The organism is Pedobacter sp. GQ55 (assembly GCF_059758925.1).
This window is the reverse complement of record NZ_JCAXEI010000004.1, coordinates 430,145-454,781: the sequence shown is the minus strand read 5'-3', so window position 1 is coordinate 454,781 and position 24,637 is coordinate 430,145. Positions and strand designations below refer to the sequence as shown.

The 24,637-nt window shown below is 38.4% G+C and carries 18 protein-coding genes; 10 read left to right on the top strand and 8 right to left on the bottom strand.

Annotated features, from left to right (window positions below; translation table 11 throughout):
- On the bottom strand, positions 1-1,440 hold the full coding sequence (locus AC6CH7_RS14510) for an aminotransferase-like domain-containing protein (RefSeq protein WP_498263432.1): 1,440 nt from the start codon (positions 1,438-1,440) through the stop codon (positions 1-3).
- A gap of 95 nt (positions 1,441-1,535) precedes the next feature.
- Between AC6CH7_RS14510 and AC6CH7_RS14505 the strand changes: the two genes are divergently transcribed.
- From AC6CH7_RS14505 to AC6CH7_RS14470, 8 genes are all read left to right on the top strand, one after another.
- Positions 1,536-2,042 carry a GNAT family N-acetyltransferase gene (locus AC6CH7_RS14505; RefSeq protein ID WP_498263431.1) on the top strand — a complete coding sequence of 169 codons (507 nt, stop codon included), beginning with the start codon at positions 1,536-1,538 and terminating at the stop codon, positions 2,040-2,042.
- A 19-nt stretch (positions 2,043-2,061) separates the two neighbouring features.
- Positions 2,062-2,853, top strand: coding sequence for a PhzF family phenazine biosynthesis protein (locus tag AC6CH7_RS14500; protein WP_498263430.1), 792 nt, complete (start codon positions 2,062-2,064; stop codon positions 2,851-2,853).
- 47 nt (positions 2,854-2,900) lie between these two features.
- Positions 2,901-5,063: a S46 family peptidase gene (locus AC6CH7_RS14495; protein WP_498263429.1), complete on the top strand. Its 2,163-nt coding sequence runs from the start codon at positions 2,901-2,903 to the stop codon at positions 5,061-5,063.
- Positions 5,064-5,341: 278 nt separating this feature from the next.
- Positions 5,342-7,615 carry a GH92 family glycosyl hydrolase gene (locus tag AC6CH7_RS14490; RefSeq protein WP_498263428.1) on the top strand — a complete coding sequence of 758 codons (2,274 nt, stop codon included), beginning with the start codon at positions 5,342-5,344 and terminating at the stop codon, positions 7,613-7,615.
- A gap of 22 nt (positions 7,616-7,637) precedes the next feature.
- Complete coding sequence (fucP, locus tag AC6CH7_RS14485) at positions 7,638-8,876, top strand: L-fucose:H+ symporter permease (RefSeq protein ID WP_498263427.1); 1,239 nt, start codon at positions 7,638-7,640, stop codon at positions 8,874-8,876.
- Positions 8,877-8,902: 26 nt separating this feature from the next.
- The gene (locus tag AC6CH7_RS14480; RefSeq protein ID WP_498263426.1) at positions 8,903-9,598 is read left to right on the top strand and encodes an SGNH/GDSL hydrolase family protein; all 696 of its coding nucleotides are present in this window, start codon (positions 8,903-8,905) and stop codon (positions 9,596-9,598) included.
- 84 nt (positions 9,599-9,682) lie between these two features.
- Positions 9,683-10,015: a hypothetical protein gene (locus AC6CH7_RS14475; protein ID WP_498263425.1), complete on the top strand. Its 333-nt coding sequence runs from the start codon at positions 9,683-9,685 to the stop codon at positions 10,013-10,015.
- The gene (locus AC6CH7_RS14470) at positions 9,988-11,109 is read left to right on the top strand and encodes a D-arabinono-1,4-lactone oxidase (RefSeq protein ID WP_498263444.1); all 1,122 of its coding nucleotides are present in this window, start codon (positions 9,988-9,990) and stop codon (positions 11,107-11,109) included. Before AC6CH7_RS14475 ends, AC6CH7_RS14470 begins: the two co-directional genes overlap by 28 nt.
- Before the next feature lie 34 nt (positions 11,110-11,143).
- Here AC6CH7_RS14470 and AC6CH7_RS14465 read toward each other — a convergent pair whose 3' ends face one another.
- Both AC6CH7_RS14465 and AC6CH7_RS14460 read right to left on the bottom strand, forming a co-directional pair.
- On the bottom strand, positions 11,144-12,325 hold the full coding sequence (locus AC6CH7_RS14465; RefSeq protein WP_498263424.1) for an AIR synthase related protein: 1,182 nt from the start codon (positions 12,323-12,325) through the stop codon (positions 11,144-11,146).
- Positions 12,326-12,465: 140 nt separating this feature from the next.
- Complete coding sequence (locus AC6CH7_RS14460) at positions 12,466-14,652, bottom strand: glutamine synthetase III family protein (RefSeq protein ID WP_498263423.1); 2,187 nt, start codon at positions 14,650-14,652, stop codon at positions 12,466-12,468.
- A gap of 448 nt (positions 14,653-15,100) precedes the next feature.
- On the opposite strand from AC6CH7_RS14460, the gene AC6CH7_RS14455 reads away from it, so the two are divergent.
- Both AC6CH7_RS14455 and AC6CH7_RS14450 read left to right on the top strand, forming a co-directional pair.
- Complete coding sequence (locus tag AC6CH7_RS14455) at positions 15,101-15,955, top strand: energy transducer TonB (protein WP_498263422.1); 855 nt, start codon at positions 15,101-15,103, stop codon at positions 15,953-15,955.
- A 126-nt stretch (positions 15,956-16,081) separates the two neighbouring features.
- Positions 16,082-16,639: an acyl-CoA thioesterase gene (locus AC6CH7_RS14450; protein ID WP_498263421.1), complete on the top strand. Its 558-nt coding sequence runs from the start codon at positions 16,082-16,084 to the stop codon at positions 16,637-16,639.
- Here the strand turns inward: AC6CH7_RS14450 and AC6CH7_RS14445 are convergent.
- From AC6CH7_RS14445 to AC6CH7_RS14425, 5 genes are all read right to left on the bottom strand, one after another.
- Positions 16,636-17,343, bottom strand: a complete 708-nt coding sequence (locus tag AC6CH7_RS14445; RefSeq protein WP_498263420.1) for a 3-keto-disaccharide hydrolase — start codon at positions 17,341-17,343, stop codon at positions 16,636-16,638. The two genes, AC6CH7_RS14450 and AC6CH7_RS14445, sit on opposite strands and share 4 nt — an antisense overlap.
- Positions 17,344-17,355: 12 nt before the next feature.
- Positions 17,356-18,723 carry a Gfo/Idh/MocA family protein gene (locus AC6CH7_RS14440; RefSeq protein WP_498263419.1) on the bottom strand — a complete coding sequence of 456 codons (1,368 nt, stop codon included), beginning with the start codon at positions 18,721-18,723 and terminating at the stop codon, positions 17,356-17,358.
- A 31-nt stretch (positions 18,724-18,754) separates the two neighbouring features.
- On the bottom strand, positions 18,755-19,474 hold the full coding sequence (locus AC6CH7_RS14435) for a 3-keto-disaccharide hydrolase (RefSeq protein ID WP_498263418.1): 720 nt from the start codon (positions 19,472-19,474) through the stop codon (positions 18,755-18,757).
- A gap of 63 nt (positions 19,475-19,537) precedes the next feature.
- The gene (locus AC6CH7_RS14430) at positions 19,538-21,106 is read right to left on the bottom strand and encodes a RagB/SusD family nutrient uptake outer membrane protein (RefSeq protein ID WP_498263417.1); all 1,569 of its coding nucleotides are present in this window, start codon (positions 21,104-21,106) and stop codon (positions 19,538-19,540) included.
- A 28-nt stretch (positions 21,107-21,134) separates the two neighbouring features.
- Positions 21,135-24,611 (bottom strand): TonB-dependent receptor, encoded by a 3,477-nt coding sequence (locus tag AC6CH7_RS14425; protein ID WP_498263416.1) that lies wholly within the window; start codon positions 24,609-24,611, stop codon positions 21,135-21,137.
- Positions 24,612-24,637: the final 26 nt, after the last annotated feature.

The following is a 24,637-nucleotide window of genomic DNA, read 5'->3' as shown; positions in this document are numbered from 1 at the left end:
TTAACCCTTATTGACCAGCATCCCCAACAGCTTGATTTTCTTTTCCACCTCGTCACTCCATTGGAGACTAAAGCCTAATCTTAAGCAATTGTCGAATTGTTGTTTTAAACTAAACATCCGACCGGGAGCAATACTTACGTTGTGTTTTATTGCGCGTTCATACAAATCGAGTGTACTTACATCTTTATTCAGTTCTACCCATAGGAAATATCCGCCATCTGGTCTGCTTACCCGTGTGTTTTCGGGGAAATAATTGGCTATAGCGCTACTATACTTCAGGCTGTTGTTATAAAGTATCTGGCGTATCTTTCTTAAATGATTCTCGTAACGTCCATTCTTTAGAAAATCTGCAACAACTTCTGAAGTGATTGTGGTAGAGGAAAGTGCGTGACTTGACTTTAACTTCATCACCTGGTCTTTAAATTTTCCGGGGGCAACCCAGCCTACTCTATAGCCTGGCGCAAGCGTTTTGGAAACAGAATTACAATAAAGCACTAATCCACTCTCGTCGTATGTTTTGCAGGTAGTTGGTCTGTTGGCTCCAAAGTAAAGATCGCCATACAGATCGTCTTCAATTAAAGGTACATTAAAGTGCTCCAGTAATTTAACCACCTCTTTTTTATGCTCGGCAGGCATAGAAGAGCCGCAAGGGTTGTTAAAGTTGCTAACCAATAGACAAACCTTGATTTTGTTCATCGTGAGCGCTTTTTTTAAAGCTTCAAGTTCTATCCCGGTAGTGGCATTTGTAGGGAGTTCCAGTACATTTAACCCCATGGTTTGGGTGAGCTGAAGGATGCCGAAATAAGCGGGACTTTCAATTGCTACCGTATCTCCGGGCTTGGTTGTGGCCAGTAAACAGTAAGCAACAGCATTCATACAGCCGGCGGTTGTTATAATCTCTGTATCATCTAAATCGCCACCCCATGAAAGAGACCATTTGGCAACCTCTCTTCTAAGCTTATCATTTCCTTGTACCTGATCGTAAGCTGTGCCACTGCCATCCAGTGTTCTCATGGCTTGTATCATCCCCTTGTTTAATTTTGCGATAGGGAGAAGGCTTTTATGAGGCACCCCTAACGAAAGCAGTGTTATTTTTGGGTTTGCACTGTCCTGGTGAACGCGGGTAATAAGATCGTCCTGGCTATGAAGGGCTGATCCGGAAGAAGGCTTACTTGTTTCCGGTACAGCCAAACGTTTTTTAGGAGGTACGCAAACATAATACCCTGACCTCGGTCTTGTTTCAATAAGGGATCTGCTTTCCAATTCGTAATAAGCCTGAGTAACGGTACTCATATTATGGCCCAGTTCTCTGCAGAGCATTCTTACGGACGGCAGCTTATCTCCTGCTTTTAACACCTCGTTCATAATTTGCTTTTCGATGCGGGCTGCAATTTGAAGATATAAGTATGGCGCTGATCTGGGGGCTTGCTTTAATTCCATAGTTTAAAACTGTATTGGTCAAATTTAATAAAATTGTATCTGTGTTGGTGTAATTATATTGTTGAATTTTGTGCTATTATTTTAACAGTACCGATATGACCATTTTACATAGCACCCAGGAAGACCTAGATTCTATTTTTAAAATTTATGATGATGCTACTGAGTATCAAAAGAAACAAACCATTAATTATTGGAAAGGCTTCGAAAGATCACTTGTTAAAAAAGAGATTGAAGAAAGGAGACAGTATAAAATTATGGAGAATGGTGAAATAGCTTGTGTTTTTGTGATCAATTATGATGATCCGCTGATCTGGAAAGAAAGAAATGCAGATCCCTCTATTTACATCCATCGTATTGCAACCAATCCGGCGTTTAGGGGCAGTTCTTTCGTGAAGCAGATTGTAGAATGGGCTAAAGCACATGCAAAAGAAACCGGTAAGGAATTTATAAGAATGGATACTACCAGTGGTAACGACAAGTTAAATAACTATTATTTTAACTGTGGTTTTGCTGATAAGGGGATTACGCTGATTGGGTTTGAAGAAGAATTGCCGGTTCATTACAGGGGTGGGAGCCTTAACCTGTTCGAAATTAAATTGTAAATCTAAACCTAAACATAAGATGAAAAAAATAGAACTTTATCAGATCGATGCATTTACCGACCAGCTTTTTGGTGGTAATCCTGCATGTGTGGTTCCTCTTGAGTCGTGGCTGCCGGATAGCCTCCTTTTAAAGATTACTAAAGAAAATGCCGTTCCTGAAACTGCCTTTTTTGTGCCAGATGGAGAGGCCTTCAGTTTAAGGTGGTTTACCCCAGAGCATGAGATGGATTTGTGTGGTCATGCAACTCTGGCTAGCGTCCATGTTTTAAAAACGATACTGAATTACCCGAACGACAAGATTATCTTCAATTCTAAAAGCGGACCATTGGAGGTTACGATAGTTGATGATCAGTACACGTTAAATTTTCCATCAAGAAAGCCCGAGCCGGCAGCGTTACCTGAAATCATTTCCAAGTCTTTAAATAAACAGCCTAAGGAAGTACTTAAATCAAGAGACTATGTATTGGTGTATGATCGTGAGCAGGATATTAGGGATTTAGCGCCCGATAGAGAGATTCTGAATAAAATAAACCTTGAGCCAGGGGGAATAATTGTAACGGCAAAAGGTGATAAGGCAGACTTTGTATCCCGTTTCTTTGTTCCTCAGGCAAGTATATTTGAAGATCCGGTAACCGGATCAGCACATTGTTCATTAATTCCTTATTGGGCCGAAAAATTGGAGAAAACAGAGATGAACGCCCTGCAGTTGTCAGATAGAATAGGAAAACTTCAATGTGTAAATGCGGGAGACAGGGTATTGATTAGCGGAACGGCTAAAACTTATTCAGTGGGTTTTTTCTTTATTGATTAACCCAGTTATTCATTAACTTTACAGCATAACTAACTAATTATTTCATCATGAAGAAAACAGTATATCTGCTGTTGTGTGCAATGGTATTTTCCTTTGTAAACACCGTAAAAGCAGATGAAGGGATGTGGATCCCTATGCTGATAGGTAAAAACTATGAGCAAATGAAGAAACAGGGCTTTAAATTAACAGCAAAAGACCTGTATAATGCAAATGGATCGAGTTTAAAGGACGCCATTGTTCATTTTGGTGGTTTCTGTACAGGTGAGATCGTATCTGATAAAGGTTTGATCTTTACCAATCACCACTGTGGTTATGATGCCATTGCATCGAACTCAACTGCTCAAAACAATATCCTTGATAACGGGTTTTACGCCAAAAACTATGGTGAAGAGAAACCAATTGATGGTTTGTTTGTGCGTTTTCTTCAAAGAATGGAAGATGTAACTCCTCAGGTTAATGAAGCAACAAAAGGCTTAAAAGGAGCAGAGAAAGCTGCTAAAATGCTTGAGGTATTCAATACCATTTCAAAAGCAGCTATTACTGGGCCAACAATAGAAGCTAATGTAAAGGATTTTTATAAATCTAATCAGTTCATTCTTTTTGTTTACGAACGTTTTGATGATGTTCGTTTAGTAGGTGCACCACCTCAAAATATTGGTAAATATGGTGGTGATACTGACAATTGGGAATGGCCCCGCCAAACAGGAGACTTTTCTGTTTTCAGAGTATATGCTGCTAAAGATAATGCTCCTGCAAAATATTCAGCAGAGAATGTTCCTTTTAAACCAAAGAAATTCTTGCCGGTATCTATTAAAGGGGTAAAGAATGGTGATTTTTCCATTGTTTACGGATACCCTGGTCGTACAGACAGGTACTTAACTTCTTATGGAGTTGATCTGGCTACCGAAAAAGTAAGTCCCACTATTGTGAAGCTACGTGATATTCGTTTGAAAGCATGGAAAGCGGAGATGGATAAAAGTGTTGAAACACGCTTAAAGCTGTCTTCTAAATATGCCAATATTGCAAACTATTGGAAATATTATATCGGCCAGACTGAGCAGTTAAAGCGCTTAAAAGTTTCCGAATCTAAGAGAAAAGAAGAAAAGGCATTTACTGAATGGGCAGCCCAGAAAACTGAATTTGCCGGTTTAATGGAGCAATATGATCAGATTTATAAAAGTATTGATCCGATAGCTGTTCAACGTACTTATATCAATGAGGGTTTCTTAGCCTCTGGGTGGGTTCCAAATGCCATTTCAATTGGCAGAGCATGGAATGCAATGGATCAAAAGAAAGGTGATGATGCTTTTGCAACTCAGGTAAAAGGAGGAGTTGACAAAGCTATTGGAACTTATCAGGAAACCTATAATGAAACTGCAGATAAGAAGATTTTTGCACAAATTCTTGCGTCTTTTTATAGTGATGTTCCAGTAAAATCACAGCCAAAGTTCTTTAGCGAAATTGCTGAGAAATACTGGGCGGGAAATCCGGAAGCTACTTTCCAGAAGTACGCGGATTACCTTTGGGAGAATAGTAATTTTATTAAGCCAGAGAAATTAAAGGCATTTATGGCCTCTAATCCTTCCCTTGATGCCATTAAAAATGATCCTGGGTACAAGTATGCAGTAAACCTTTATCCGGCAGACTATGTTAAGGCCAACTTTGGGTCGGTAGTTGCTGATTTTGAAAGTAAAAAAGAGGAATTGGATAACCTATATCTGAAAGCGATTTTAGAGAAAAATGCAGGTAAAATAATGTACCCTGATGCAAATTCGACCATGCGCCTTAGCTATGGTAATGTACAGGACTATTCTCCAAAAGATGGTATTGTATATAAAACCACGACTACCATTGACGGGGTTATGCAAAAATATATTCCTGGCGATAGTGAGTTTGATTTGCCAGCTAACCTGATCGAGAATTATAATAAAAAGAACTTTGGTCAGTATGGTAATGACGGAACTTTAACCGTTGGTTTTATTACCAATAACGACATCACCGGAGGTAATTCGGGGTCGCCTGTTATTAATGGTAATGGTGAATTGATCGGTTTAGCCTTTGATGGTAATTGGGAAGCCATGAGCGGTGATATCGCTTTTGATAAACAGTTCAAACGTACCATATGTGTGGATGTACGCTATGTTTTATGGTGTATTGATGTGCTTGGCGGTGCTAAGAATTTGATTGAAGAATTAGATTTGAAAAAGTAACAGGAAAAAATGATACACTCTTTTCCTCCTAGAATCTTTGCTGAAGGGTAAAAATTCGCATGTGTTCAAAGAGGATCAGGGAAGTGGGTTAGGGAAGAGATTTTCTTAAAAAGGGTCGGTTTGCATTTGCAACCGGCCCTTTTTAATTGCGGTTTATTGGTTTGCTATAAGGGTTTAGTAACATAAATAATGCTGTTTTTTATGGAATGAGTTTTATATCTTTAGCATTGCACACATTGTGAAAACTTAAGAACCAAACTTATAAACTAATCAGTATTATGTCCTTAACCTTTAATAGAACAATTACGTCCAAACTCAAGATTGCTTTTTCAGCAGCTTTGTTTTTTGGTCAGGGTATTGCCATGGCCCAGACGAACCAGTATGAGGGAACTGGTAACCTAAAATATGTGGATCCAATAATTGGTAACGTAGGTCAACTTTTAGAACCTACCAGACCAACCGTACAACTTCCTAATCAAATGATAAGGATGTTTGCTCAAAGACCTGATTACATGTCGGATCAGATTTCCAGTTTTCCTTTAAATGTTGTTTCACATAGAATGGGGCAGGTTTTTGCGATTAAACCAACTGTAAAGGTTATAGAGGCATCTGATTGGAACAAAAAGATGACTTACGATCATGATCTGGAGATAAACCGTCCCTGGTATTATACTACCTGGTTGATTGATGAAGAAGTGAAAGTTGAGTTTAGCCCAGGAAAAAAGACTGGTATATTCAGATTTGAATACCCTGAAAACAGTGAAAAGGGATTGTTACTTAGTGTATACAATGGTGGCGAACATGAATATAAATCGATTTCAAAAAAAGAAATAAGTGGTATAGAAACTTACAATGGAAATATTAAAGTGTACATGTATGGCGCTTTTAATACGGATGTGGTATTGGGTGGTTTGAAGGATCGCAAAGCTGTAGTGGCCAATTTGGTAGATGAAAAGGACTTAAAAGCATGGGTCAGTTTTCCGAAAAATGCACCAAAAAATATTGAATTTAAATATGCCATTTCTTATGTCAGTGCAGAGCAGGCTAAGAAGAATTTCGACAATGAGTTGAAAAACTCAACCTTTGAGCAGCAAATTAAAAAGGGAGAAGAAGCGTGGTCGAAGGTAATCAACCAGATTAAAACAGTAGGAGGGACAGAAGCGCAAAAGCGTTCGTTCTATACTGCTTTATATCGTTGTTATGAGCGTATGGTTGATATTACCGAGGATGGCCAATATTATAGTGGTTATGATAAGCAGGTTCACAAGACTACACGTCCGTTTTATGTAGACGACTGGTCGTGGGACACTTATCTTGCACATCACCCCCTTCGAACAATCCTTAACCCTGAACAGGAAGGCGACATGATGAATTCTTATGTGAACATGTATACGCAGAGTGGATGGGTACCTACATTTCCATTATTGTTTGGCGATAACCCCTGTATGAATGGATTTCACTCCTCAATTACCTTTCTTGATGCTTACCGTAAAGGAATAAAAAGCTTTGATGTTAATCAAGCTTATGAAGGAATGCTTAAAAATGCAAATGAAGCAACAATGCTACCATGGAAAAATGGTCCAAAAGGTGAACTCGAAGATTTTTATTATGAAAAAGGATATTTTCCATCCCTGAAAAAAGATGAAAAAGAAACTGTTGCTAATGTGCATAGTTGGGAAAAACGGCAGGCAGTAGCGGTAACCTTAGGGCATAGCTATGATGACTGGGCAGTTGCGCAAATGGCCAAAGAGCTTGGAAAGGATCAGGATTACACCAAGTTTATTGCCAGAAGTAGTAACTATAAGAACTTATGGGATAGCAAAACTCATATGTTTTTGCCAAAGGACAAAGATGGTAACTGGGTAGATATAGATCCTAAGTTTGATGGCGGTATGGGCGGCAGAGACTACTATGATGAAAATAATGGCTGGACTTATTTATGGCAAGTGCAACAAGATGTTAAAGGCCTTATAGGATTGTTTGGTGGTGCAAAAAGCTTCGAGAATAAATTAGATCAGCTTTATAGAGAACCGCTTGGCAGAAGTAAATATGAAAACTGGGCTAAGTTCCCGGATGCAACGGGCATGGTTGGTCAGTTCTCTATGGGTAATGAGCCAAGCTTTCATATTCCTTATTTATTTAATTACACGGCTTCGCCATGGAAAACTCAAAAACGCATCAGGTTTCTTTTAGACACCTGGTTTAAAGATAATGTGTTCGGTATTCCTGGTGATGAAGATGGTGGTGGTATGACCGCTTTTGTGGTATTCTCGTCGATGGGATTTTATCCTGTTACGCCAGGTATTCCCGTATATACAATCGGAAGTCCGGTATTTCAGAATGTTACAATAGACCTTTCTAACGGAAAGAAATTTCAGCTGATAGCAAACAACTGCTCGGTTGTAAATAAATATATTCAAAGTGCTAAGTTCAACGGACAAGTGCTAAATACACCATGGTTTACTCACGAGCAGTTAGTTGCGGGCGGCAAATTGGAACTTGAAATGGGACCTAAGCCAAACAAGACCTGGGGAGTAGATAAAAAACAATAAATTAACCATTTATAACAAAATTATGAGCGAATTAAAAGTTAAAGCAGCCTTTACTGAGAAGAAATTCCTGGTGACAATAATATTTGTAACCTCCCTTTTTATGTTCTGGGGTATTGCAATTACAATGGCTGATGTGTTGAATAAACATTTTCAGCATACGATGAGTCTTTCCAAGTTTCAGTCTGCCTTTGTGCAGTTTGCTGTATTTGGTGCATATGCAGTGATGGGGATACCTGCAGGATTGTTTATGAAACGTTTCGGATATAAGAAAGGAGTGCTTTTAGGGTTATCTCTTTTCGCGGCAGGAGCTTTCTTGTTTGTGCCTGCAGCTAATATTTCTTCCTTTGCTTTCTTTGGTATTGCCTTATTCATTGTGGGCTGCGGTTTATCTACACTAGAAACAGTTGCCCACCCATTTGTTGCTTCTCTAGGAGATCAACGTACAAGTGATCTTCGTATCAATTTTGCCCAAACGTTTAATGCCGTTGGGACTATGTTGGGCCCAGCAATAGGGAGTTACTTTTTACTCAGTAATAATGTTGAGGGTAGTACAGATCTTACCTCGGTAAAAATATTATATGCTGTTATTGGAACTGTTATTCTACTTGTTGCAGTTGCGTTCTCTTTTGTTAAAATACCAGCTTTAATCGATCCACATGTTACCGCAGTAGATGAGAATGCTGTAAATGTTGATACCGCTCCTGATAAGAAGCTATTTGATCATAAACATTTTGTTTGGGCAGTAATAGCACAATTTTTTAATGTTGCAGCTCAGGCCGGAACATGGGCGTTCTTTATTAATTACGGACACGAAAAAATGGGCTTTACAGATTCTGAAGCAGGTTATTATATGGTAGTATTTATGGGGATGATGCTTACAGGTCGTATTTTGGGTACTTTTTTAATGCGAATAATTGCACCTAATAAGTTGCTTGCAATATTTGCTATAGGTAATATTCTAATGTGCGTTATCGTTGCTCAAAGCTTTGGATGGGTATCTTTTGTTGCGCTTCTTATGATCAACTTTTTCTTTAGTATCATGTTCCCTACTATTTTTAGTCTTGGCCTTAAAAATCTTGGTGCACGTACACAACAAGCTTCTTCATTTATATCAATGGGAGTTGTTGGTGGTGCATTTTTTCCTTTTATAATGGGAGCAGTGGCTGACAGTGCAGGAATAGCACATGCATATTATACACCAATAATCTGTTATATTGTGATCTTTATGTTTGCTTATAAATTCTATAAGGTAAAACACTAGAAAATAATTTTAACCAAATGAAAAGTATGAAAATAATTTCTAAAAAATGGCTGATCATTCCAGCCATTTTACTCTCCGTTCAATTTTCTCAGGGACAAGACTGGGCTAATCTAAAAAGGTATCAGGAAGAGAATTCGAAACTCAGCGAACCCGCTAAAAATGAAAATAGAGTCGTTTTTATGGGTAATTCTATTACTGAGGGATGGAAGAACAATCGTCCTGATTTTTTTTCCAGCAGACCTTATATTGGTCGTGGGATTAGTGGACAGACTACACCACAGATGCTTGTCAGGTTTCATCAGGATGTGGTTGCGCTAAAACCTAAAGTAGTTGTGATGCTCTGTGGAATCAATGACATCGCAGGTAATACCGGTCCATCGACACTGGAAATGATTGAAGACAACATCACCGCTATGGCCGAAATTGCACGAGCAAATAAGATTAAGGTGGTACTTTCTTCTGTGTTACCTGCTTTCGCCTTCCCATGGAAACCGGGAGTGGAGCCTGCTGATAAAGTAATTGCATTGAATAAATGGATTAAAGCTTATGCTGAAAAAAATGAATTCATTTATGTAGATTACTTCTCTGCGATGAAAGATGAAAGAAATGGCTTGCCGAAAAGCTTAGCTAAAGATGGTATTCATCCTAATAAAGCTGGATACGCTATTATGGAGCCGCTCGTTGAGCAAGCTATTGCAAAAGCGCTAAAGCAAAAGAAATAAGCCTAATAGTTTTACCGGCAATTATTCGTCATGAAACTCAGGTTTACTTTTAAGAGGTTTGTCCTTACGATTTTTATAATCCTAATGATATTAATTGCCAGGCCAATTGGTTTTCTTACATATACATATTTTGAGGATAAAAAACCCTTGCTAAATGTATATGTAGGGGCAACCAGAGATGCAAGTAACCTTAATGAAACAAAGATTGATACTGTTGTAAAGCCTTCTAAACAAATTAATGAAGCCATTGACCAGATATCAAAACTAATAAAACAAGCAAAAGCTTCAGGAAAGAGGATTTCGATTGCAGGAGCCCAGCATAGTATGGGTGGACATACCATTTATCCAAATGGAATATTGTTAGATATGAAGTCTTTTAATTATATGGAATTGGTAGCTCAAGTAATGAGTTATTAGTTGGCTCCGGATCACTATGGGAGAAAATTATACCTTATTTAGATCATTACGGGAAGTCTGTGTCAGTAATGCAATCAAACAATTCTTTCTCCGTTGGAGGCTCTGTTAGTGTTAATTGCCATGGTTGGCAACTAAATTCCCCGCCAATATCCTCAACAGTGATCTCTTTAAGGTTGATCAATGCAAACGGTGAAGTTATTAACTGCAGCAGAACGGAGAATAAGGAGCTTTTCTCACTTGTTTTAGGAGGGTATGGCCTATTCGGAGTGATATTGGACTTAAAATTAAAGGTGGTTGATAATAAAACTTACATAGCACAGCAATCCGTTATAAAAAGCAAAGATTATGTTGTTGAATTTGAAAAACTAACCAAGAATAATGGTAATATTGGTTTGGCCTATGGTCGGATAAATATTAATCCTGATCACTTTATGGAAGAAGCAATTCTTTCCGCATATTTTATCGACGAAGGAGCGCCAACAAAGCTTAAAAAAGAAAACACTTACTCCGCTTTTAGAAGAACTTTGTTTAGAGGATCGGCTAATAGTAATTATGGTAAGAATCTGCGGTGGCAGATGGAAAAGGGTGTAGTAAATGTTGTCAACGGAAAACAATTTACCAGAAACAGGTTGTTAAATGAGGGGGTAGAGGTCTTTGAAAATACCAACACTGAGTTTACGGACATTCTTCATGAATATTTTATACCAAAAGAAGCCGTTCCTGCCTTTATTAGTAGGGTTCAGCAAATAATACCGAAACATGAAGTCGACCTGTTAAATATCACGGTCAGGAATGTGAAAAAGGATAATGATACCTATTTAAATTATGCTAAAACAGAAGTATTTGGTTTTGTGATGTTGTTTAATCAAGGAAGAAATAAGGCTGCCGAAGCTGAAATGAGGAACTTAACTCGTGAATTAATTGATGTTGCTGTTTCTCTAAATGGGGCTTACTACCTACCTTATCGTTTACATGCTACAAAATCACAAATGCTTGAGGCATACCCCCAAGCATCAGCATTTTTTCAGTTCAAAAAAACTTATGATCCGCAAGAAGTTTTTAATAATCAGTTTTACAAAACTTACGGTAATTGAATTGTTTGATTCTTGTTCTAAGTCGATTATTCAGTTAATTATAAACAAACTCGCCATTTTCCGAAACAATTGTTACTTGTTTTTGGGTAGAACCCTCCACGTGACCAATAATCTGAGCATCAATATTAAAGCGTTTAGAGATGGCAATGATATCTTCAGCTATTTCAGCCGGAACATATAATTCCATGCGATGCCCCATATTAAATACCTTATACATTTCTTTCCAATCTGTACCGGACTGTTCCTGTATTAAACGGAACAGGGGAGGAATTGGGAATAAATTATCTTTTATAATGTGAACATCGTTATTAACAAAGTGAAGCACTTTAGTTTGTGCGCCACCACTGCAATGAACGATACCATGAATTTGAGATCTGTGACTTTCTAATACCTTTTTTATAACAGGAGCATAAGTACGCGTAGGTGATAATACCAACTTGCCTGCAGTTACTTCCGTTTGCTCATCAATTTTAACCGGATCGGTTAATTTCTTTCCACCGGAAAATACCAGATCAAAAGGAACAGCAGGGTCAAAACTTTCAGGGTAACTGTTTGCTACAGACTTATCGAATACATCATGACGAGCAGAAGTCAGTCCGTTAGAGCCCATACCACCATTATATTCTGTTTCATAGCTGGCTTGTCCATATGAAGATAGACCAACGATTACATCACCTGCCTGTATTTTGTCGTTGCTAATAATTTTTTCACGTTCAATACGACATGTTACTGTTGAATCAACAATAATTGTACGTACCAGGTCGCCTACATCGGCAGTTTCACCGCCAGTTGAGTAGATAGAGATGCCCTGAGACCTAAGCTCAGCCAAGATTTCTTCAGTGCCATTAATAATGGCAGCAATTACTTCACCAGGGATCAGGTTTTTATTACGACCAATTGTTGATGACAATAAAATGTTGTCGGTAGCTCCAACACAGATCAAATCATCAATATTCATAATGATTGCATCCTGAGCAATGCCTTTCCAAACAGAAATATCACCGGTTTCTTTCCAGTAAACATAAGCCAATGAAGATTTTGTACCTGCGCCATCAGCATGCATTATGTTGCAAAAAGCCTCATCGTTGCCTAAAATATCAGGGATGATCTTACAGAAAGCCTGCGGAAAAATACCTTTATCTATGTTTTTGATGGCTTGGTGCACATCTTCTTTCGAGGCAGAAACGCCGCGCTGGTTGTACCTGTTATCACTCATGTTGTTGCAAAGATAGGGAAACCCCTTAATGTTAAAACTTTAATGTAGAAAAAAAACGCGCTAACTAATAAAAAAATAACCCCCACTAATTAAAGCGGAGGTTATAAAACTAAAAAATAGTTGGTTATTAGGAGTTTAGTTTATTTTATAAACAATAATTCCCTGAACTTAGGTAGAGGCCATACGCTGTCATCTACAATTTGTTCTAATTTATCTGTATGGTAACGAATAGTATCGAAGTAAGATTTTACTTTCTCATCATAACTGATCGCTTTCTCACGTGAATCTTCAATTGCATTTACTTTTTTACGTTGCTCAAGCATTGCGTCAATGCTGGTTTTAACGATATTTAAGTGCTCAGATACTTTGTTAATGATAGAAAGTGGAGTTGCTAATGCATCACCTGATAAGCCAAGTTCTTTTAATCCTTTAGCATTTTCGATTAATGAATTTTGGTAAGCAATAGCAGCAGGAATGATCATACTGTTTGTTACTTCACCCATTACTCTAGCTTCGATTTGAAGTTTTTTGTAATAGCTTTCTAACAAGATCTCATGACGGGCATGTAACTCACGCTCATTAAAGATATTGAGTTTAGTAAATAACTCAGTAGATTTTTCACTTACATAAGCGTCCAGAGCAACTGGAGTAGTTTTGATGTTTGATAAACCGCGTTTAGCAGCTTCTTCAGCCCACTCCTCACTGTAACCATTTCCTTCAAAACGGATATCTTTGGATTCTTTGATGTATTTTTTAAGAATGGTTAACAATGCAACATCTTTTTTCTCGCCTTTTTTGATCAGTTTATCAACTTCAATTTTGAATTTGGTCAATTGATCAGCTACGATTGTGTTTAACACAGTCATAGGAGCAGAAGAGTTAGCAGAAGAACCTACCGCTCTTAACTCAAATTTATTGCCTGTGAAGGCAAAAGGAGAAGTACGGTTACGGTCAGTATTGTCTAACAAGATCTGAGGGATCTTAGGAATACCTAACCACAAAGAATCTTCATTTTTAACTTTTTTAATGATGCTTCTTGACGATTCGATCTCGTCTAATACCTCCGCTAATTGAGAACCAAGGAAGATAGAGATGATTGCAGGCGGAGCTTCGTTAGCACCTAAACGGTGATCGTTGCTTACTGAAGCAATACTTGCTCTTAATAAATCAGCATGCTCATGAACAGCTTTGATGGTGTTAACAAAGAATGTTAAGAACATCAAGTTGTTTTTTGGAGTTTTTCCTGGAGATAATAAGTTTTTACCCGTGTCAGTAATTAATGACCAGTTGTTGTGTTTACCTGATCCATTGATACCAGCATATGGTTTTTCATGTAAAAGAACTTTAAAGTTATGTCTTAAAGCAACTTTCTCCATTAAGTCCATTAACAATTGGTTATGATCAATTGCAAGGTTGATTTCTTCATAAATAGGAGCACATTCAAATTGAGAAGGAGCAACCTCATTATGACGGGTTTTCAAAGGAATACCTAATTTTAAAGCTTCATTTTCGAAATCAACCATGTAAGTGAATACACGCTCAGGAATAGATCCGAAATAATGATCTTCTAGTTGCTGTCCTTTTGCAGACATATGGCCGAATAAAGTACGGCCAGTTAATGCTAAATCCGGACGAGCATTATATAATGCAAGGTCAACAAGGAAATATTCTTGTTCAATACCTAAAGATGCATTTACTTTAGTGATGCTTTTATCGAAATACTGACAAACGTCAACAGCAGCTTTATCCATAGCAGCAAGTGCTTTTAATAAAGGAGCTTTGTAATCTAATGCTTCACCGGTATAAGAAACAAATACAGTTGGGATACAAAGCGTTTTACCAGCTTTGCTTTCCATAATGAATGCTGGAGAAGAAGGATCCCATGCAGTATATCCGCGTGCTTCGAAAGTATTACGGATACCACCATTAGGGAAGCTTGATGCATCCGGTTCTTGTTGAACTAGTGCGCTCCCTGCGAAATTCTCAATTGCGCCATCGCTGCTAGGCTCAAAAAATGAATCATGTTTCTCAGCTGTAGTACCGGTTAATGGTTGAAACCAGTGGGTATAGTGAGTAGCGCCTTTAGCCATTGCCCAGCCTTTCATAGCCGTTGCGATGTGGTTGGCATCTTCATGATTAATTAGTTCGCCCGATTCAATGGACGCCACTAATTTCTGATAAACCTCTTTTGACAAGAAATCTTTCATTTTTCTTTTGTCAAAAACATTAACGCCAAAAAAATCAGAAATTTTAGTCGAAGGTGACTTTACCTCTGGTGAAATTCTTGTCTGTGCTTCTTTTAATGCAATTGTTCTTAAGCTTTTCATTTATTTGTTTAAAATTTTATCAAAAATAGGATATTTAATTAATAATTTCCATCAAATTGTGTGTAAAAATACAAATGTTAGCAAATTTAAACATAAAATTTACGCTTTTTAGATGAAAACCAGTTTTTAAGAAGAAAAATAAGTTGAAGAGGCGGCTTGTTTAGTTGGAAGGTTAAGTCTGTCTCTCGAAGAGTAAATATACAGTTTGTTCATTTATTTTTATATTTTTTGGTGCTATTTTTTTGTTTTTACTGTTTTTTGTCTGAAAATTTTCTCATTTTCGTTGTAAAAGTGATAAAAATCTATAAAATCGCCATTTTTTATAATTTTTGGTGCAGAAAGCGTTTTTCTCTGTTTTGATGAAAAAGCATCTTGATTTAAGTTTTTTTTAAAGTGTTATGGAATATATGGATGTTTTACATCCTGTTTAAAACTAATACTTAAAATTATGTTTAACATCTCATCCAATTTACACAAGACAGAGTGGCTCGACCTTGTGTTTAGAAACAGAAATAAAAATTATGGTGCTTATGCACTAAGATCTCAATCATCAGGTACTACAGCACGTGCTCTATTTATTGCTGCTCCGCTTTTTGTTCTGTTTTTTGCTGGTCCAATGATTTACAAACATTTTATTAGTAAAGACGCTGATGCGCTGAGTGAACCTTTGAAACCTGATCGGATCATAATTATTGCTGATCAGCCTATAGAGAAACCAAAACTTCAGGAAAAGACAGAAATGCCCAAAACCGAACCAATAAAAGAAAAAATTAAAACTGTAAAACCCGTTTCAAATCCAATAGTTGTGGATAGGCCATTGATTACCGATCCGCCGACTTTAGAGCAAATGGATCATGCGGCAGTAGGGCCTGTGACGCAGTCGGGAGTGGAAACCTCACTTGGCTCGGTTCCTGTTGAGGGCAATGGTAATGGAATAGCTACAGGCAATGGTGTAGGAGATGGTGAGACGGAAGATACAGGGATTCATGAAATAGGAGACATACAAGCCTATCCTGAATTTGAAGGGGGAATGAAAGCCTGGGCTAAATTTATACAGAGGAATCTAAGATATCCGAATGCGGCACAAGAAGTTGACGCCCAGGGTAAGGTGTTTATTAGCTTTGTAATAGAGAAAGATGGTTCTGTTTCTAATGTTACGGTTTTGAAAGGTATAGGGTATGGATGTGATGAAGAGGCTGTAAGGGTAATTAGTAAGTCGCCTAAATGGAAACCCGGCAGGCAAAACGATCAAAACGTTAGGGTTAGGTATAACATGCCGCTTTCTTTTACAATAAACAAGTAGTTTTCGTAGATATTCGGTACGCTCTCGGGTTTTGTGATAGGGTTAGAGGCTGTAATTAAGTTTATAGCCTCTTTTTTGTGCTATTTTTATGATAAAAAACTAAATTGCACATAAAAAGACCAATTTATGCAAGATTTTAAACCAGTAGAATATTCTCAAACTACCCTAACTGAACTTATGATTCCTTCTTACTCTAATTTTGGAGGAAAAATACATGGAGGTATTATTTTAAGCTTAATGGATAAAGTTGCTTATGTATGTGCGGCAAAACATTCTGATGGCTACTGTATCACAGCTTCAATTGATGTTGTTGATTTTTTGGCACCCGTTGAAGTGGGGGAACTGGTTTCTTTGATGGCATCAGTAAACTATGTTGGTAACACCTCTATGATAATAGGAATAAAGGTGGTTTCAGAAAATTTTAAAACGCAGACAATCAAGCATACCAACACCAGTTATTTTACAATGGTAGCCATAGGCGATAATCACAGGCCTAAACAGGTGCCAGGATTGATATTGAAAAGTGAAGAAGATGTTAGACGATTTGCACAGGGATTAAATAGAAAGAATCTTAAAACCGAATATAAAAAGAACGAAGCAAGCCTGAAAGAAAACTACAATAATGAGAGTTGTTTGATTACACTTAAGGATGAAAGATGTAAAGTGGCTTTAACAGCTGATTAAATACGCTTGATCTTTATACTACGGAATGCAATAGGCGAACCTTCATTTTGCAACAGTATAAATCCCTTTTTCGATTGTCCGAAATTTTTAAGGGATTTATACTTGCTTTTCTGTACCAGAGATTCAAAAGATTCGGCATTCCTGTCATACGCTACAGCTTTCTGTCCATTTAACCAATGCTGAATATGATTCTTGTTTACAATGATTCTGGCTGTATTCCAGTGTTCAAGCAATACTGGATTTTTCTTATCAGCAGCTATCAGATCATACAATGATGCAAGTGAACGAAGTTCACCTCGCTCAGGATATTTAAAATTAACATCATCTAATATTTGATATTCAAGGCCTAAGAAAGTACCTTTTTGTGCTTCGTAATCATTTGTTACCAGATATTTAACCCCGCTGTTTGTTTCTTTCGAGATTTTAAATTCAAAGGTAAGTTCAAAGTTGTCGAATTGAGCATTGGTTATAATATCCATTTGCTTGCCATTTGACGGTTTTACTGCAAGCAACTCCCCATTTTTAATTTCCCATCCTCCATCTGCTATTTTTTTCCATCCGTTAAATGTTTTTCCATCAAAAAGCAAACTCCATCCTAATGCTTTCTCTTGCCTGGTTAAGGTATTAGGAGATTGAGCAATGGCACCAAAAATGCATATTCCCTGCAGTAATATAATATTGAAGCATAATCTGGATATATTCATAAAAGTTTATTTTTAAATTTTCGGTTCCCAGCCCTTTTCATACGAACGGCCCCATAGTTTCTGAGCTTCTTTGTCGCCAACAATGTGACCGTTTTTAGGATCAATTTTTAAGTCGCGGCCAACTCTCCATGATATATTGCCTAACTGCATGGCTACACAGCTTTTGTAACCGAGTTCAACATCGCAGTTCGGACGCCTGTTATTTCTAATCGCATCAAGAAAATCTGCCATATGCAAACTATCCATCCCTAAACTTGGGCTCGCTGTATTTCTTCCCTCTAAAGACTCTCCGCCAGATTTTGGTGTCACATCTTGAATTAGCTTTCCTTGAAGATCATATATTTTATAAGCATCATCTCCGGTATCCAGACTTCCTTTTTCACCATAAAAGATAATTCCTCTTTCCTGTCCTTCAACTTTTCTTCCGTTACAGCTTCTGTTTTCCCAAAGCAAGGTAACTTTGCCAGGGTAATCTATTGTTACTACCTGTGTGTCTGGGGTTTCCCAGTCATCATTAAAATGATATCTTCCACCAGAAGAGCTAACGCGAGTTGGGAAATCTACTCCCAGACCCCAACGGGCTACATCTACCTCGTGCGTTCCATTATTTAGCGCTTCGCCGGTTCCCCAGTTCCAGAACCAGTGCCAATTGTAATGGATTAAGCCATCTTTATATTTAACACGTGGTGCTGGTCCCTGCCATAAATCATAATCCAACCAGTCGGGTACATTTCCTGGCTTTAAAAAGGTTTCTTTCCTCGTGTTCGTATACCATGTTTTTGCCATATATACACGACCAATTACCCCTTCATGGAGTAGCTGGATTCCTTTGGTTAGCGTAGGAGCAGACCGGCGCTGCGCGCCCATTTGTACTATTCGATTGTATTTTCTGGCGACTGCCACCGCCATTTCACCTTCTCTTGGATTATGGCTTAAGGGTTTTTCAACATATACATGTTTCCCGGCCTGGCAAGCCATAATGGTTAACGGGGCGTGCCAATGATCAGGAGTTGCCGTGTATATTGCATCAATAGTTTTATCTTCCAGAACCTTACGTAGGTCTTTTTCAGATTTTGGCGCGGTTGCTTGACCTGCTTTTACAATAGTGTTTATTGCCTTAGGAATGGCCCTTGAATCTACATCGCAAACTGTAACTATTTGCGTGTTTTTTTGTTTGGCAATAGTGCCTCCCATGCTATTCCCACGACTATTAACACCAATAGTTGCGATGTTTATTCTGTCATTTGCTCCGATAATATTTCTATAGCTTTTGGCACTAAACCCAGAGGCAGTTCCGCCAAATACGCTATTTCCAACAGATAAAGCTGCTGTTCCGATACCTATTTTTTTTATAAAATTTCTTCTTGAATTGTTGCTCATAATTTGGTTTTTGGTTGTTTGTTTTTGAATTCTATAAAATTCTGATTTTAACGTTTTTGAATGAAACTTCATCACCATGGTCTTGAAGCAGAATATGGCCCTTTTTTACCTGGCCAAACGGTGGATCTGACTCTTTAAACTTACTTAGCTTCCAGGCTTCTTTGTAGGAATCACTGCTGCGGTCAAAGGAAAGTGTTTTTTTCCCATTTAAATAATGAGTTACTTTAGTGCCCTTGGCTACGATTCTTGCGCGGTTCCACTCGCCGGTTCTATTCTCTTGCACAGCATCTAAAGGTAACATGTCGTACAGACCGGCTTGTAAACGGTTGCCATTTCGTCCTAGTTTGGCATCAGGGTGTTTTGCATTGTCCAATATCTGGTATTCTAATCCGAGCCAACCGCCTTTAGTATACTTAGTGAAGAAATATTTTATTCCACTGTTTCCTCCTTCGGAAAGCTTAAAGTCAACAGAGAGATCAAAATCAGCATATTCATCTTTTGTAATAATATCACCACCTCCTTTGTCTCCTTCCTTTTTTGCCGATAAAATGCCATTTTCTATTTTCCATCCTGTTGCTGGTGGCCTATCTTTCCCAACAGATGTCCAGCCGTTAAGGCTTTGACCATCAAAAAGAAGTTTCCAGCCTTGTTTGATTTCCTGTTTGGTAAGGGAATTGTCTTTGTTCTGAGCGAATGACGTCCCTGTAAGAAGGAACATCATAAGTAAAACAGTGCTTATTTTTGAGTTCATAATAAATAAATTTAACGAAACAATTGTTAACGATAGTTGATTAATGCAACATGTATAAACATGTTACATCTGAGTATATCCTTTGTTTTGTATTATCTTTTGTGGATTTGATTGCATCACTGTCATTGGGATTGGATAAGTTAATGCATTATCGCTCCAGGTAAAGCTATTGTAGCCATCAAACTTTTGCTCTGCAATCATCACATCTTTTGCTCGTCCTGTCCTTACTAGGTCAAACCAACGATGATTCTCAAATGCCAGCTCAACACGGCGCTCATTTTCAATAGCTAATAGGAAGGCCTGATCGCCGCTGAATTCACCCAATTGATACTCGTGTAATAAATTCGGTGCTGGCTGAATGTTCGGATCGCCAGGCGTTTTTCTTGCCCGTTCACGAATTTTGTTTAAATAAGTTAAGGCAGTTCCTTTGTCGCCACCGCCACGAATCAGCGCCTCAGCATAAAGTAAATACACATCCCCAAGGCGTAATTCTATCCAATTGTTGCCGTTGTCTGAACCGCTTGTGGAAACATCATAATATTTACGCACATATTTCTCTGTTTGTAAGGCTCCGGTTTTAGCATTGATCCAGCCATCTCGCATGGATACAAATTTTCTGGGATCCCCGGTTTCATAAGCATTTGACATGTATTGAGTAGGGGAGTTTTCGCCTCCTTTGTCGCCCACCAAAACAACCTCTTTATCTGAAAACCTTGGAGCGAAATTGTTATTCCATGGACTGCCTGTTGCTCCATTTGGTGCACCTTTCATATACTGAACTTCAAAAAGGGATTCAGTGCTATTCTTTTTAGACACATCAAACAGGTCTTTATAGCTTGGAACTAAGGAATAAGCAGAATTATTTACTACTTCTGCAAGTTTTTGACTGGCAAGATTGTAATATTCGCCTCCCTTATTAAGCGGATAGCCTGCCATGGTTAAATAAACTTTACCAAGCAACGCTGAGGCTCCGGCCTTGGTTACCCTACCTTTGTCTGTTCCTCCGTATGACTGAGGAAGATTAGCTTCGGCATATTTTAGGTCTGCAATGATGAAATCATACATTTCTTGCAAAGGTGCGCGCCCAAGTGCATATGCTTCAGTTTGAGTTAGTTCTTTATCTGCTTTGATTACTCCTAAAAGCTGGCCATTTAGAGCTGGCCCACCAAACGCCCTATTGAGCCAGAAATAAACAAGTGCCCTTAAGAAACTGGCTTCTGCTTTATACTGACTTCTTAATTTTTCATCACTGAAGGTGGCTGCATCGCTGCGACCAAGAACAATGTTACATCTTAGTATTGTTTTGTAGCTGTCATCCCACATGTCTGTTATAAAGTTGTTTTCAGGAAGTAAGGGAGAGGCAAATTCATCTATACCTTTTTCATTTGCAGGGTTTCCAGACAGCCAGGAATAGGTAGTATTGTCTGAACGGATTTCGCCAAGCCTTACATATGTTGAATTGTATAGTGAACGCAAGTTGCCATAAGCAGAAAGGGTTGCCTGATTGATGTCCTGTTGTGTTTTATAGAACGAATTTGCATTTAAATTTGATTTCGGATTCAGGTCAATAAAGTCATCACTGCATGATGCCAGAAAGAAGACTGCAATGAATAATAAATTTATCTTTTTCATATATTTAAAATATAAGCATTAATGAATGTTAAAATGTCAAATTAAGTCCAAGGATAAATGTCCTTGCAGTTGGATAGCCCAGGTAATCACCACCTTTAGTAAGTCCGGCTCCTTCGCTGCTCGTTTCCGGATCATATCCTGAATAATTGGTTATTGTAAATAAATTGCTTCCGGTTACGTAGACACTTAAAGCCTTTACCTTAATCTTTTTGGTAAAATCTTCACTGAAATTATATGCAAAATTTACATTCCTAAGTCTTAAATAGGATGCATCCTGAACCCATGCCGATGAAGGGTCCCTTTGCCAACCCGAAGGAGTTCTCGTTGCTTTAAAGTGAATCCCATCTCCGGGTTCATCTGCGGATCTCCATCTACCAACCTGTTCTATCATCCCATTTCTATCCCCATGATATATTCCAACCATTCTTTTATAGAAACTAAACAATTCTGCTCCATATGATGCCGTAAACTGAACCCCCAAAGAGAAATTCTTATATGAAAAGTTATTGGTTAGACCGGTGGTAAAATCGGGATTATTGTTGCCCAAAATTGTTTTATCATTTTGATCTAAAATGCCATCCTTATTGATGTCAGCGTATCTGCCATCGCCTATTTTATCTGCACTTAAGTGCGGATATTTGTTTAATTCGTCCTGGGTAAGGAATACGCCTTCATATTTGTATCCATAAAAACTCGCAATAGGAGAGCCAACAGTTGTAATGAATGCATTATTTGCATTAGGAGCGCTACCATAAATAGGACGGTTATCTGCTCCAACTTCCAATACTTTATTTTTATTAAACGAAATATTAAAATTAGTATTCCACTTAAAGTCGCCCAGCAGGTTTCTGGTAGTAACCAAGAATTCCATACCCCTGTTTTGCACTTTTCCGATGTTCTGAATCTGGGTAGAATATCCTGTAATTACCGGGACAGGAACATTTAGCAAGAGGTCAATAGACTGGCTGTCGTAAAAATCACCTTCAATTCTTATCCTGTCATTTATTAATCCAAGTTCAAACCCAAGGTTATATTGTCTTGTTTTTTCCCATCCTAGATCAACATTCGACATTGTACTTGGGTTTGTAGTATTTTGAAGTGTTCCCCCGGTTGGATAGAAGCCTGATGTTAGGAGTCCAATTGCGGAGTAATCGCCAATTCTGTTGTTACCTGAAATACCGAAACCTGCACGAATCTTAAGGTCGCTTATGGCCTTTATGTTCTCCATAAATTTCTCTTCAGAAACTTTCCATCCTGCAGACAGAGAAGGGAAGGTTCCCCATTTTTTGTTCATACCAAAACGGGAAGAGCCATCACCACGAAAGGTGGCTGTAAATAAGTATTTATTATCGTATGCATAGTTGATCCTGCCCAGGTAGGAAATCATCGAATATTCTGACTCATCGCTAGATAGCGCGTACATAGTGCCTGCATTGAGCGTTGTAATCTGGTCGTTAGCAAAACCACGGGCTTCACCGTACATGTTTTTCAGATTATGTTTTTGGGTGGTATAACCTACAAGGGCAGATAATACATGCTTATCAGAAAAAGTACGGGAGTAGTTTAAGGTGTTTTCAATTACCCAGTCATAATCTGATGCCCGCTGATTTATACCTTTAGCGGGGCGTGGGCCTTTAGAAGCGTCAAAGTCTATAAAAGAAGCTTCAAAGATCTTTTGCTGGTTGTCCTGAATTCCTCCATTAATATTGATCTTATATTTTAAATCCTTAATAATTTCCCATTCGGCAAAAACGGTACCCAGCCAACCGTATCGATTTCTGGAATTTTGAACCTGCTCTGCCACACCGATTGGGCTGGCAACATCACCGGCAAGAATTTCCGGATTTCGAACCATCGAGCCATATGTTCCATCATCATTTCTTACCGGAAAAATTGGAGGCAACTGCAGTGCAAACATTACCGGGGAGTATTTGCCGCTTTCCTGCTCTCTGCCTTTTGCTGAGAAGGCTAATATATTCATTCCAAGGCTCAGGCTCTTGGTGACCTTAGAGTTGATGGCGGAGCGAAAGTTAAAACGGTCATAGTTTGTGCCTAGAACTATACCTTCCTGCTTGGCATAACTTCCGGAAAACATATATTGGGTATGTTCTGTTCCTCCCGAAACCGATAGTTCACTTTTTTGAGTTAAAGCTTTTCTGTATAAAAGATCTTGCCAATTGTTATCGGGCATTTGTGCTACTGAGGTCGGGTCCATAAAGTTGTATTTATATCCTCCTGTACCATCAGGAATCATATATTGAGTGTTTGCGCCAGAGTACAGGCTACGACGTGAGTTGGGGTCTGTAATGGAATGGGCTTGTTGGTTTGGATCTGATGTGATAACTTGTGCATCTAACCAAGCCTGGTTTCTGCCATCAATAAACCACTGGATGTATTGATCTCTGTTCATCATCTCCATTTCTTTACCCAGTTCCTGAAATCCTATAAAAGTGCTGGCATTTATTGCTGGCGGGCCAACTTTTCCCTTCTTGGTGGTTACAATAACAACACCGTTTGCACCTCTTGAACCATAAATGGCTGTAGATGAGGCGTCTTTTAAAACCTGAATACTCTCAATATCTGAAGTGTTCAATAACCTGAAAGCATTACCTTCCATCGGATAGCCATCTACAACATATAAAGGGTCATTAGATTGAGTAATTGAGCCAACTCCTCTAACTCTTATAGCTAGTCCTTCTCCACCGGGGGCACCACCGGTTTGCTGAACCTGAACGCCCGCCATTTGACCTGCAATGGCCTCGCCAAAGTTTAAAGCCGGCCGCTCTTTTATGCTTTCTGCTGAGACAGATGATACTGCGGTAGTAACGTCTGATTTTTTCTGGGTACCATAGCCGATAACGACTACCTCGTTAAGTGCCGAAGTTTCTTCTAGCAGGGTCACGTTTATGGTTTGATTACTACCAATAGTTACTTCTTTAGTTGTATAACCAACCATGCTAAAGACAAGCGTGCCAGTGTTGTCTGGTATTGAAATGGCATACAGCCCTTCTCCATTCGTAACGGTTCCTATGGAGGTTCCTTTTAGTTTAATACTTACGCCGGGGATGGAGATATTCTGTTTATCTACAACTTTTCCTTTTATTTCTTTAGCCTGGGGCTTAATTGTAGAAGGAGGAAGTCCGGACCGCCTTTCCTTCTTTTTGATAAGGATGTTTTTATTTACAATTTTAAATGCATATGGGCTGTCTTTGAGACTTTCCTCCATTGCCTCTTCAATTGTAGAATTTTTTACATTTAAACTGACGCTTTTTTCTTTTAGGTCATCACTGTTGTACACTACGGAATATCCCGATTGTTGTTTAATAGCATCAAAAATCTGTACTATTGGTGAGTTTTTTTTAGCTATAGTAATTCTTTGTATTGGTTTTGCAGATGCTTGCAAACAGGTGAGGAAAAGAAAGAGAATTGTTAAGATAGCACTAAAATTTACTGAAAATTTAAGTAGCGGTATAGTAAATACCGTTTCATACTGGTTTAGCTTCATTTGGATTAAGTTAATACTTGGTTAGT

Bases quoted from the DNA above. Each gene is read 5' to 3' on its own strand.
- AC6CH7_RS14510 (WP_498263432.1), bottom strand. From the start codon at position 1,440: ATGGAATTAAAGCAAGCCCCCAGATCAGCGCCATACTTATATCTTCAA.
- AC6CH7_RS14505 (WP_498263431.1), top strand. From the start codon at position 1,536: ATGACCATTTTACATAGCACCCAGGAAGACCTAGATTCTATTTTTAAA.
- AC6CH7_RS14500 (WP_498263430.1), top strand. From the start codon at position 2,062: ATGAAAAAAATAGAACTTTATCAGATCGATGCATTTACCGACCAGCTT.
- AC6CH7_RS14495 (WP_498263429.1), top strand. From the start codon at position 2,901: ATGAAGAAAACAGTATATCTGCTGTTGTGTGCAATGGTATTTTCCTTT.
- AC6CH7_RS14490 (WP_498263428.1), top strand. From the start codon at position 5,342: ATGTCCTTAACCTTTAATAGAACAATTACGTCCAAACTCAAGATTGCT.
- fucP (WP_498263427.1), top strand. From the start codon at position 7,638: ATGAGCGAATTAAAAGTTAAAGCAGCCTTTACTGAGAAGAAATTCCTG.
- AC6CH7_RS14480 (WP_498263426.1), top strand. From the start codon at position 8,903: ATGAAAATAATTTCTAAAAAATGGCTGATCATTCCAGCCATTTTACTC.
- AC6CH7_RS14475 (WP_498263425.1), top strand. From the start codon at position 9,683: ATGATATTAATTGCCAGGCCAATTGGTTTTCTTACATATACATATTTT.
- AC6CH7_RS14465 (WP_498263424.1), bottom strand. From the start codon at position 12,325: ATGAGTGATAACAGGTACAACCAGCGCGGCGTTTCTGCCTCGAAAGAA.
- AC6CH7_RS14460 (WP_498263423.1), bottom strand. From the start codon at position 14,652: ATGAAAAGCTTAAGAACAATTGCATTAAAAGAAGCACAGACAAGAATT.
- AC6CH7_RS14455 (WP_498263422.1), top strand. From the start codon at position 15,101: ATGTTTAACATCTCATCCAATTTACACAAGACAGAGTGGCTCGACCTT.
- AC6CH7_RS14450 (WP_498263421.1), top strand. From the start codon at position 16,082: ATGCAAGATTTTAAACCAGTAGAATATTCTCAAACTACCCTAACTGAA.
- AC6CH7_RS14445 (WP_498263420.1), bottom strand. From the start codon at position 17,343: ATGAATATATCCAGATTATGCTTCAATATTATATTACTGCAGGGAATA.
- AC6CH7_RS14440 (WP_498263419.1), bottom strand. From the start codon at position 18,723: ATGAGCAACAATTCAAGAAGAAATTTTATAAAAAAAATAGGTATCGGA.
- AC6CH7_RS14435 (WP_498263418.1), bottom strand. From the start codon at position 19,474: ATGAACTCAAAAATAAGCACTGTTTTACTTATGATGTTCCTTCTTACA.
- AC6CH7_RS14430 (WP_498263417.1), bottom strand. From the start codon at position 21,106: ATGAAAAAGATAAATTTATTATTCATTGCAGTCTTCTTTCTGGCATCA.
- AC6CH7_RS14425 (WP_498263416.1), bottom strand. From the start codon at position 24,611: ATGAAGCTAAACCAGTATGAAACGGTATTTACTATACCGCTACTTAAA.